This window comes from Streptomyces lydicus (assembly GCF_004125265.1).
In the GTDB taxonomy this organism is placed as follows: Bacteria; Actinomycetota; Actinomycetes; order Streptomycetales; family Streptomycetaceae; genus Streptomyces; species Streptomyces lydicus_C.
In genome coordinates, this window is sequence record NZ_RDTE01000001.1 from 552,946 (window position 1) to 563,765 (window position 10,820).

Below are 10,820 nucleotides of genomic sequence, written 5' to 3' on the forward strand. Positions count from 1 at the left end.
CCACGTCATCACCACCGTGAAGAAGCCCTAGCCCCCTGCGCGCACCCCGCTGTTCCGCACAGCCCCGGCCCGTCCCGCGTCAGCGAGTGGCTCCTCAACACCCTCGGCATCACCCAGGCCAGGTTGCCGCCCTTACCTCTCACCCCTGGATCATGCTTGTGTGAGTTCGGCTGTACTGGCCCGCTTCTGATCTAGGAGGTCCTCTTGACCCAACCCACCGCTGAACTCCTCGCGATCGCCGATTTCAACGACGCCCGGCTCGACGAGGACGAGATGGTGGCCCGCGCGGCCAGCGGCGCCACAGTGGTCGGCGAGCCGGGCGCCTGGCAGCCCTCACCCACAGGTGATGAGTGGGAGGCTCACATCAGCGATCACGACGATGAAGAGCTACTTGTCGCCCTGCGCCCTGGACTGCCGCGCCCGCCTGAGGTCATGGGCGGACGATGGGGAGCGGTCGTCGCCTCCACTCCGGACCCTGCCGACCCGGATGCCGATTCGCCGATGCCCGCTTTCGTGCACGCTGCCCGCCATGACCCAGCCCGCGTCCTGGCCGAGGTAGGCGCCAAGCGCCTGTTCAACCAGAGATGGCGGAAGCTGATCACTGAGATTGATGCCGATCCCGACCCCGAGAGGCGGAAACGACTCGCCGGGATCCGACAGGACCTGGACCAAGTCGCCCGCCATCTGGCAGCCGCGCACGACAAGCACCCGGACTACCGGTCGGAATGGCGGTCGTAGAAGCACGTTCCAGAGGCGGCCAGCATCTTCGGGACCCGGCCGCCTAGTTTGAGGCCCGCCCGGGGTGGGCCTTTCGCATTCGCCCCGCCTGCCGCCACGGTCGTAGTCACGACGCTGGACCCCTGCGACGGCGGCGACCTCCCGGCCCCGGCCGCGCCCCGCGTCCGCTAACCACCCCGACACCACACCAGCACGGCCCCGCGCCCGGACACCCTCCCCGGGCACGGGCCGTACCGCAACCCAAACCCCCACCCCAGCCGCACCCCCGCGGCCCGTGGCACCCCACACCCCGCGCCCAGGCCACCCCGCCGGCCCGCGTCCAAGGCCCGCCCCGCTCCCGGGGCGGGCCTCCGCGTTCCCGGGGCGGGCCTCCGCGTTCCCGGGGCGGGCTTCCGCGTTCCCGTCGCCCCGCCGCACGCCCGCCGTCCGCACCCCCTGCGCTTGCGCGTCTTGCCCCCACCCGGGGGAGTGTCAGTGGTGCCGGAAGGCGCTCCCGCACCACCCCCCCCAGGCGCGGTCGAGCCCCCGGCCGCCGGACCGCCCCACCCCACCCCAGGGGCGGTCCGGCCCCACCCGGCCAGGGCAGGGCCCGGCACGTGCTATGCCCACCCCGTCGCCTGCCCGGCACACCGCCCACCACGCAGGCGCGGGACACACCCCGGCCACCGCCCCGCCCGCGCACCACAGTCAGCGCAGCAGGGACCACCCACCACAAGCCCTCCAACGAGCTGCGCGCGACCAGCCACCAGCCGGCCACACACCCCGGCTCTACCCGACGTACCCACCCCTCTCACCCCACACGAGGAGCCCGTCATGTTCCAGCCCACCCCACCGCTCCCCGCCAACGAGCCCGCCACGGCCACCCTCCTCGTCGGCGACTTCGAGTCCCGATGCGGAAACTGCAACAAGCCGACCCTCCACGGTGTGCACCGCCACACCGACGTCTCCGGATGGCAGCCGCAGCCCGGCGGCGGGTGCGGAGCCCGCTTCGTGAACATCGCCAGCCTCTCCCGGGCCGTGCCCGCCGCACGCCTGCGTGAACTCCGCCCCGACCTCCCCATGCGCGCCCAGCACAACGATTCCTACCCCACCCCGCGACGTCTTCCCCGCCCCGACACCGCCCCCACCACCACCCCGGACGCGTACACCACCACCGTCTACATGCACCGCGACAACTTCGACGGCCACCAGCACCACCACCCGCTCGCCGCCGCCCACCCCGACGGCAGCCCCCTGCACCTGGTCTTCCACGCCAGCCACCGCATCCGCACCCACGAAGACGCCGCCGACGCCGCCTACACCGTCGGCAACCACCAAGGCCCCGACGACAACGGCCAGACCTGGCCCAGCGACAGCCTCCGCTCCGTCTCCACCGGCGACGTCATCAAGGTCACCGGCCCCGACCACTGGATCATCTGCCTCCGCGTCGACCCCATCAGCTTCACCGCCGTCCCCGAACCCACCGCCCTGCCCCCCCTCGCCGGTGAACGCATCACCCACCGCCACTGACCGGCCCATCCCTCCCACGGCCCCGCGCCCGGCACACCACCGGCGCGGGGCCGCTGCGCCCTGCGCCCGCAGGCGGGCCGTCCGCACACCCCCACCCGTACCGAGCTGCCGCCAACCGCCCTCGCAGCCGACGCGCCCACTTCCCGACGCCGAGAAGCGAGCACCACCAGATGAAGACCGCCAGCAACACCTTCTTCCCCAACCGATTCGCCGAGCACCAGCACGGCTGCACGACATGCACCACGGCCGCAGCCTCGGCCACCGTTGCCGACGACATCGAACGGCGCTGCCCCGAAGGCCGACGCCTGTCCGCACGGATGGACACCCGCCACATCCGCACATGGATGGGCCCGTACCCACCGTCGCGGCCGAAGGACACCCGCACCTTCATCTGGTCCCGCTGCACACGGTGCGGCTGGTACGCGTGCTTCGTCGAGGACCGGCAGGCAATGGAGCACACCATGGCCGTACAGGACCACGCCCGCGACGCCTGCTCGCCGCACGGTCAGCTGCTGCTGCCGACCGAGGGCTAGCCCACCGCCGACGGAGAGCGCGGCAACCGCACCGACCACACCGAAGCCCCGAGCCCGCATACGACTAACCACCCCAACCGGCCCCGCCCCTGCACACCCGGGGCGGGGCCGCTCCGCATACACCGCCCCTAACTCCCCGGCATCCCACCGCCAGCCCCGCCGCCCCGCCGGCGGCCCCGCGCGCCCCACCCACCCACACACGCCAGGACCGACCTGCCCTTGCCCACATAGCCCCCCGCCGCCCCACCATCACCCCACGGCACCCGCCGCGCCCGGCCTCGCGCCGCCGACAACCCGCACCCACCACACCAAGGAACCAACATGACCCACCCCACCACCCCCGAAGACTTCAACGCCCTGCTCCGCGAAGTCCTCGGCGACACCTACCAGCCCCCCACACAGCAGAACTGCACCCTCACCTTCCCCCTCGACCGAGTCCGCTCCGCGGCCGAACACGCCCTCGCCGCCGCCGATCACGCCCTCGGCCCCGGCGACACCGACGCCCGCCCCCACCTGTGGTGGATCAAGGGGGACGGCACGTTCCTCATGAGCAACGGCATCGACAACACCCCCGCCGCCCGCGACGACAACGGCCACTGGCGCCACATCGCCTACGCCGACACCTGGGGACCGGGCACCGACCCCTCCCCCCTCCTCGGAGGCGACGACCTCCACGAAACCCTCGACCTCACCCAGCCCCTCGACGAGGGCCAAACCCTCATCGACATCCTGCGCACCGCCCCCACCCACGCCACCCACTTCCTGCTCCACGTCACCTACGACGACGACGGCATGCTGCTCACCATGACCACCAGCTAGACCCCCACCCACCACGGCCCCGCGCCCGGACCCCGTCCGGCACGGGGCCGCACTGCTGCCCACCATGAGCCCGGCCCCGCCCCGGCCGGATTGCGCTACTAACCCCGCTGCGCCGCACGGTCAGTCCAGCCGGGAACGCCCCGCACGGACCCCTCCCGTGTGCCGAGGCGACCGGCCAGCCGGGCCGCGCCCACGCAGGCACCCCCCCTTGCCGCGCGGCGCGGCCCGGCACCTGCACCCGACTGCGCGACCAACCGGCGCGCGGCCACCGCAGAAAGGAACACAATGACCACTCCCCACAAGCACCACACGGCATCGCGACTGGCCGAGAACAGCGCGGACACGCCACAGACGATCCAGCACAGCGAAGCAGAGGCCCGCGAGTGCGACCGGCGGGCGGAGGAGCGTACGCGTCCCACGCAGGTAGAGCTGTACGTTTCGCCGCTCATGGGCACGGCCGCACTGCGGTTCCAGGACGCCCAGGGCCACACTCACGCGCCTCGTGACGTGATCTCGCTGCCCGGGACCAAGCACGTGTCACCGGTCTCCGACGAACTGACCGGCGCCGCCCTGGCCAAGGTCAGCAGCCGCGGTTTCCGGGTAGTGCGTGGTGCCTACTGGCAGCAGAACGGCAGCCAAGCTCAACTCGCAATCGAGCCAACCCGGTCCTATCTGGACTATGTCGAGCGGCGGTTCGGACCGCTGCCGGAGATTCCGGCCATCGAGGGTGCCACGGTCACCCCCCGGACACAGCGGGGGTGGTGGGACGTACGCACAGCCGACGAGGAGCAGTACGCCCTCACCTGGTCCCCACAGATCGGCGACGACCGATGGACGGTGTGGGGCGGCCCCGACTACAGCCGCCTGGTCCGCTCCACCACGAACCAGGCAAAGGCACTGTTCGTCCTACGCCATCCCGAACACGCCCGCATGTGACAACGAGCGGCCCCGGCCCCGGCCGCGCCCCGCGTCCGTGGCACCCCGCCCGCCACACACCTCACGGCCCCGCCCGGCACACCACCGACGCGGGGCCGTACTGCTGCCCGACCACCGATCACCCCGCCCCGGCCGGGCTGCTCCGCTAACCCCACCCCCAGCGACAGTCAACCCCGGCCGGAACTCCCCGCACGGCCCCCACCCGCCTGGCACCCACACCACCCTCCGCACTGAACCCACGCCCGGCCGGGCCCACAGCCCGCAGAACAACCAGGCCGCACACCGAACCGAGAAGGCCAACACCCATGACCACACTGAAATTCGCCCTCAACGAAGTCATCGACATCGCCACACACTCGATGCTCGCCCCACGCCACACCCTGCGCCCCACCTACGACCAGCGCCAGAACGGAGAGGACACTCACGCTGCCCTGTGGTGCGTCCGGGACAACAGCGGCACCTACCTCACCGGAAACACCACCCACAAGAACGCACCCCGCGACACCTACGCCGAGGGCAACGCTCCCAGCGGCGACGACGCATCCGGCACCCTCGGCGGCGATGACATCGACGCGATCCCGCTGCACGACCCCGCCACCGGCGAGTGCCTGCACTCCGACCTACTCCGGGCGCAGCGCGACGGCCACAACACCATGACCCTCACCCTGAACGACACGGCCCTTGAACTACGCACCCACCACGCCGACATTCCGGTCGCCCCGCACGGGCTGACCGCGTACACACGAAGCATCGTCAGCCTGGCCGCCTCCAAGGAACTGCGCCTGACCTGGCAGACCGGCAAGGCCAAGCACCTGCTGCACCTCGCCGCACGCGGCCCGCACGGCGCCACGGGGCACATCGTCATCGGGACCCGCTCCGGGAAGGTGCTCCGCGCCACACTCGCTTACCCCTCAGAGCACGACGTCACCCACAAGACGGCCGAGGGCACCAACGACGTCCGCGCCCTCCTCACCAACCTGCCCCCATCGCCGTGCCCGCCCCACTGCACCGCAACCGACGTCGACGCCTGCTTCAACCGCGCCCCCCAGAAGTAACCCGCCCCCTTTCCGGCAGGCGGCGACGCAAGCACCTCTCCCACAGCCCCGCCCCCGACACCCTGTGTCCCGGGGCGGGGCCGCCGTGCGTATCCCGCCCCCAGCACCGCCACCCCAACCCGCCTCCCACCCCCCGACACCCCCACCCCCGCACCGCCCCACACACCCCCCAGGCGACCTACCGTCCGCAACGACACCGCCACCACACGGACCGCCACAACAGAAAGAGGGGAGCGCCGTGAGACACCAGACCACCATCAACGAACTCGCGCAGATCCAGGGACTGTTCTCCGTCGTCGACCACATCACGGTCGAACAGCACGACAGCAGCACCGACACCACCGAGGAGGTCACCCTCCCCCCGCCCCTCATCCGCCGCACCCAGCGCCGCGACGACACCACCGTCTGGATCCTCACGCCCCCCGGCATCCACGAACGCATCTTCGTCGACGACGAGGCCCCCGTCACCGTCTACTTCAAGGACGTCGACCCCCACCGCTTCACCGGCCACGTCCCGCCCCAGACCCCCGTCCAGCAGCCCCCCGTCCAACAGCCCCCCGCCACCTGGCAGCCCCAACCCGCCCCCGCCCAGCCCCACCCCACCTACCCGCCCCAACACCCGCCCGCCCAGCAGCCGGCCGCGCCCCAACGACCCACCCGGCCCGCCGCCCCCTGGACAGCACAGCAGCAGCCCCCCAACTGAACCCACCCCCCACACACACCGGCCCCGGCATCGCCCCACAGCGAAGCCGGGGCCGCACCATGCCGCCACCCTCACCCAGAAGCCCCCGGCCACCCCGACCGCACCCCACCCCCCGGACCACCCACCGAAGGGCCAGCCGGGGAAGCAGCCCCCGGAGCCGGGGGAGTGGACACAGCCGCACCCGACCCCGCAGCGCCCGCCGGCCCGGCCCCCGCCCGCTCAACCCGCGGCTCCCCGCCCGCCCCGGCCCCCGGCCCACCAGCAGCCTTCCCCGACCCCTTCTCGGGCCCGGCCACCCCCCGCCCCACATCCCCCTCCGCAGCCACAGCCTCGCGCCCCAACCGCCGCAACTCCTTGACCTTCTCCACCCTCACACCCAACCGGCGCCCACACCCCCGCCACCGTCTCCCCAACCTCACCCATCGCCAGCACCACCCGCGCCGCCACCACCCGCGCCTCATCAACCCGCACCTGACCCCGCTCACGCACCCGACGCACCTCCGCCTCCACCTCAGCAACCACCGCCTCCTCGTCCTCCACCGCCAACTCGAAGTCAGCCACCAACTCATCCAACTCCCCCTCCCGACGCAGCCGCTCCGCCTCAACCTCCTCAGCCTTCAGCCGCTCCTCCGCCATCCGCGCCGCAGCCCGCTCCAACGCCACCTTCCGCCGCGCCAGCACCCCGCCGCTCTTCCCCTTGCCCCTGCTCCGACTCGCCGCCACCGCAGCCACCTCCAACCGACCGGGCCCGCCCGTCACGGGCCGCATCGCGCCAGTCTCAACCGCCCGTACGGCCCCGAGCAGGGCAAGCCGCCCGCGTCCCACGCCATAGCACCCCCGTCGCTGCGCCTGGTCCCGCTCACGGGACGGCGCGGGGTGGGGGAGGGGAGGGGAGGGAGGTTCTGGTGGGGGTGGGTCTGGTGATGGTGGGTGGTCTGTGGGTGTGGTGCTGGTGGGTGTCGGTGGTGTGTGGGTGTCGGTGGTGTGGTGGGTGGTGTGGGTTGGTTGTGGTGGGGGTCGGTGGTTTGTCGGTTGGTGGTGGGTTGGTTGTCGCACACCTCTGGCACTTTTGACGCGCCTCCGGGCGTAGCGCCCAAATTCCCCTCTGGCGGGACGAGTTCGAAGATCCTTTCCTGAGCCCTGGGAGGTTCGGCACCTGGCCGCCGCTCAGCCCGCATGGGCCTGTTCCGCGATGCTCTTCTGGTCTTGTGGGGATGACGGCGAAGGGGCTCACCGCAGGGAGCGAGCGCTACTACCGGCGCAACATCGCCCTGGGCGACGGAGCCCAGGGCAGTACTCCGACGGTGTCTTCGAACGTGCCGGGGGTACCGCCTGGCCTGTGGCATGGGCAGGCCGCTCGTGATCTGGGGCTGTCCGGCATCGTGAGCGAGGAGCAGATGCGGGCCCTGTTCGGACTGGGCATGCACCCCAACGCCGAGGCGATCGCGGCCCGGGAACTGGCCCAGGGTGCCTCCGTGAGGCAAGCCATGCGGGCAGGCAAGCTGGGGCCGGCCGTACCGCAGTTGGCCGAGCTCTCCCCGCTGGACAGAGAGATCGAGCAGGTGCTGCAGCAGGCCGGCGAGCAGCTGTGCCGCCCGCTGACGAAGGCGGAGACGAAGGACCTGCGGATGCGGACCGCGGCGCTCGCCTTCGAGACCGAGTACCACCGGGCACCGGCCGACGGCGCCGAATTGGGCGGGTTCCTGGCCGCACGGACCGGCCCCCAGAGAAAAGCCCGTACTGGCTATGACCTCACCTTCTCCAGCGAGGAGCTGTCGTTGCTGTTCGCCTTGGGGGACCCCGAGGTACGACGGATCGCCCTCGAGGTCCTGGCCCAAGCCCGCTCGGAAGCGCTGGCATGGCTGGAGCACAACGCCCTCGCAGTGCGTACCGGCCCTGGTGGGGTGGCCCAGCAGCGGGCCAAGCCAGGACTGCTGGCCACGGTCTACCTTCACTACGAATCGCGCGCCGGGGACCCCATGCTCCACGAACACGTGGTCATATCCCCGCGCGTGAGAGGACCGGACGGCCGCTGGCGCAATCTGGATTCGAGGCTCTTGCTGCGTGACGTGGTCGTAGCCAGCGAGCTGTTCAACCAGCGCGCCCTGGAACTGGTCTGCGGCCGACTGGGACTTGCCACCGAGGAGGTCGAGGTCACCCCCGGCCAACGACCGGTCATGCAGATCGTCGGCATCGATCGCGGATCCGCGCCGATTTCGCACAGCGCGCCAGCCGCGTACGCACCATGATGGACGACCTCTTCGACGGCTTCCGCCGCCGCCACGGCCGCGAGCCCGACGCGCCCACCCGTACCCGCCTGCAGGGGCGGGCGACGTTTGATGACCCGTCCTGCCAAGCGCGGGCCCGCTCCCTGGACGAACTGCTCGCCACCTGGCGGCGCCGGGCGATCGCGGTCACTGACCGCCCCACCGTCGACAACCTTCTGGCCACCGCGCAGGCTGCTGCGCGCAACCGCTCCGCCGTCACCGGCCTCGACCGGCCGCCGCGCCGAGGAGGTCCTGGCCGCGGTCGCCGAGCGCCCGCACCAGCTTCCGGCGCCGCCACGTCCTGGCCGAAGCCCGCCGCTACCTGATGCGCACCCTGGCCGGAGCCACCGCCCCGCCCCAGCTCGCCGACCAGATCACCGACCCAGGTGCTCGCCCACAGCGACTGCCTGGACATCACCCCCGCCGAGATCAACCCGCCGCACCCCGACCTGCAGCGGATGGACGGCACCAGCATCTACCGGCCCATCGGCTCGGCCACCTTCACCACACACTCCCTGCTGGCCGCCGAGAACCTCCTGGCCGGCGCCCGCACCCAGGTCATCCCGCCGGTGGGGCGGGGCACCTTCGCCCGCGTCGCCGCCCTGAACCGCGGCCCGATGGACGCCGGACAGCGCGCCCTGGCCTCCTCGTTCGCGTCGTCGGACAAGCTCCTGCTCGCCGGGCTCGGCCCTGCGGGCGCGGGAAAGACGACGGCCATGAAGCTGGTCGACCGCGGGTGGATGCCTCCGGCGGCCGACTGATCCCCCTCGCGCCGTCCTCACGCGCGGCCAAAGTCCTCGGCAGCGACCTGAACCGGCGCGCGCACACCCTGCACTCCTGGCTGTACCAGCGCGGCCGGGCCACCGAGGGCAAACCCGTCGGCAAGGACTTCTCCCTGCGCCCCGGCGACGTCGTCCTGGTCGACGAGGCGGGCATGGCCGGCACCCTCCTGCTCGACAAAATCCTCGCCGCGGCCGCCGCCGGGCGGTAGTGCGGCTGCTGGGCGACCCGCACCAGCTCGCCGCCGTCGAGGCCGGGGGAGTGCTGCGGCTCATCGCCCGCGCGGGCGGCGCCGTCGAACTCGACCAACTGCACCGCTTCCGCACCGCCGGCGAGGCCGACGCCTCCCTCGCCCTGCGCGACGGCGAGGACAACCGGACCGCCTTCGACTGGTACCGGGGCAAGGGCCGGATCGTCGCCGGAAACTACGAGGCCATGTGCGACGCCGTCTTCGAAGCCTGGGCCAAAGACCTGCGCAAAGGCCGCACCTCGCTGATGACGGCCGCCGACACCGCGACCGTGACCGCACTCAACCTGCGCGCCCAGGCCTGGCACATCGAGGCCGGCACCATCGACACCCGCCACACCACCGCTGCGCGCCGGGCAGAGCGCGCACACCGGCGACATCATCGTCACCCGCCTCAACCGCCGCCGCATGACCGTGCGCGGCGGCCGCGACTTCGTCAAGAACGGAGACACCTGGACCATCACCGAGATCCTGCCCGACGGCGACGTCGTGGTCCGCCACACCAGCACCGCGGCCGGATCCGGCTGCCCGCCCCCTACGTCGCCGCCCAGTGCGAACTCGGCTACGCCTCCACGATCCACCGCGCCCAGGGCATGACCGTCGACACCTCCCACGCACTGGCCTCCGCGCGCTCCCAACGCGAGGGCGTCTACGTACAGCTGACCCGGGGAGCACGCACCAACCGCCTCTACCTCGCCATCGAGGACGGCGACCGCCTGGACGACGTGCTGGCTTCCATCGCCGCCCGCCGCCGCACCCAACTGTCCGCGACCGAGACCATCGCCGCCCTGCAGCACGACATCAGCGCCCCGGCCAGCTGTCCGCCGAGTTCGCCGACGTCGCCGAACGCGCGACCACAGCCCGCCCTGACCGGCCAGCTCGAGGATGCCCTCGGCGCCGACCGCGCGGCGTGGTTCCTCGCCGCCGACGCCTACCGCCCTGATCCGCGCGCTGCACGACGCCGAACGCGCCCGGCTTCGACCTTCCCCGACTCCTGGCACGCACCGTTCCCCGGCGCGGTTTCGCCGACGCCGACGACCCCGCCGCGGTGCTGACCTGGCGCCTGCGCCAGCACCTCGACGACTCCGCAGCAGCCCAGCAAGAAGCCCGCCACCGGCCCCTGGCCGAACTCTCCCTGACCCAACTGCACACCCTGACCCGGCTCGCCGCCGACCACCCGCGCGCCGCCCGCGAGGCACTCAAGGCCGCCGACGCCGCCGTCACCCACCTGCC

Annotated in this window: 10 protein-coding genes and 1 pseudogene; all 11 read left to right on the forward strand. The window is 72.4% G+C overall.

Annotated features, from left to right (window positions below; all coding sequences use genetic code 11):
- Positions 1–204 precede the first annotated feature (204 nt).
- Positions 205–738, forward strand: a complete 534-nt coding sequence (locus D9V36_RS40610; protein ID WP_164992796.1) for a DUF6221 family protein — start codon at positions 205–207, stop codon at positions 736–738.
- An 813-nt stretch (positions 739–1,551) separates the two neighbouring features.
- Positions 1,552–2,247: a hypothetical protein gene (locus D9V36_RS02430; protein WP_129291921.1), complete on the forward strand. Its 696-nt coding sequence runs from the start codon at positions 1,552–1,554 to the stop codon at positions 2,245–2,247.
- 170 nt (positions 2,248–2,417) lie between these two features.
- Positions 2,418–2,780, forward strand: coding sequence for a hypothetical protein (locus D9V36_RS02435; protein WP_129291920.1), 363 nt, complete (start codon positions 2,418–2,420; stop codon positions 2,778–2,780).
- Between the two features lie 321 nt (positions 2,781–3,101).
- Positions 3,102–3,599, forward strand: coding sequence for a DUF3085 domain-containing protein (locus D9V36_RS02440; protein WP_129291919.1), 498 nt, complete (start codon positions 3,102–3,104; stop codon positions 3,597–3,599).
- 285 nt (positions 3,600–3,884) lie between these two features.
- On the forward strand, positions 3,885–4,535 hold the full coding sequence (locus tag D9V36_RS02445; RefSeq protein WP_129291918.1) for a hypothetical protein: 651 nt from the start codon (positions 3,885–3,887) through the stop codon (positions 4,533–4,535).
- Positions 4,536–4,840: 305 nt separating this feature from the next.
- Entirely contained in the window at positions 4,841–5,590 is a 750-nt protein-coding gene (locus D9V36_RS02450; RefSeq protein ID WP_129291917.1) for a hypothetical protein, read from the forward strand.
- A 238-nt stretch (positions 5,591–5,828) separates the two neighbouring features.
- Positions 5,829–6,293 (forward strand): hypothetical protein, encoded by a 465-nt coding sequence (locus D9V36_RS02455; protein ID WP_129291916.1) that lies wholly within the window; start codon positions 5,829–5,831, stop codon positions 6,291–6,293.
- Between the two features lie 1,214 nt (positions 6,294–7,507).
- Positions 7,508–8,542, forward strand: coding sequence for a MobF family relaxase (mobF, locus tag D9V36_RS41695; RefSeq protein ID WP_241720655.1), 1,035 nt, complete (start codon positions 7,508–7,510; stop codon positions 8,540–8,542).
- Complete coding sequence (locus D9V36_RS41700) at positions 8,539–8,886, forward strand: hypothetical protein (protein ID WP_241720656.1); 348 nt, start codon at positions 8,539–8,541, stop codon at positions 8,884–8,886. Before mobF ends, D9V36_RS41700 begins: the two co-directional genes overlap by 4 nt.
- A 291-nt stretch (positions 8,887–9,177) precedes the next feature.
- Positions 9,178–10,642: pseudogene (locus D9V36_RS41705) on the forward strand (AAA family ATPase).
- Positions 10,636–10,820 (forward strand): hypothetical protein (locus D9V36_RS41710; protein WP_241720657.1); only part of this gene is annotated, 185 nt, incomplete at its 3' end. The pseudogene D9V36_RS41705 and the gene D9V36_RS41710, both read left to right, overlap by 7 nt.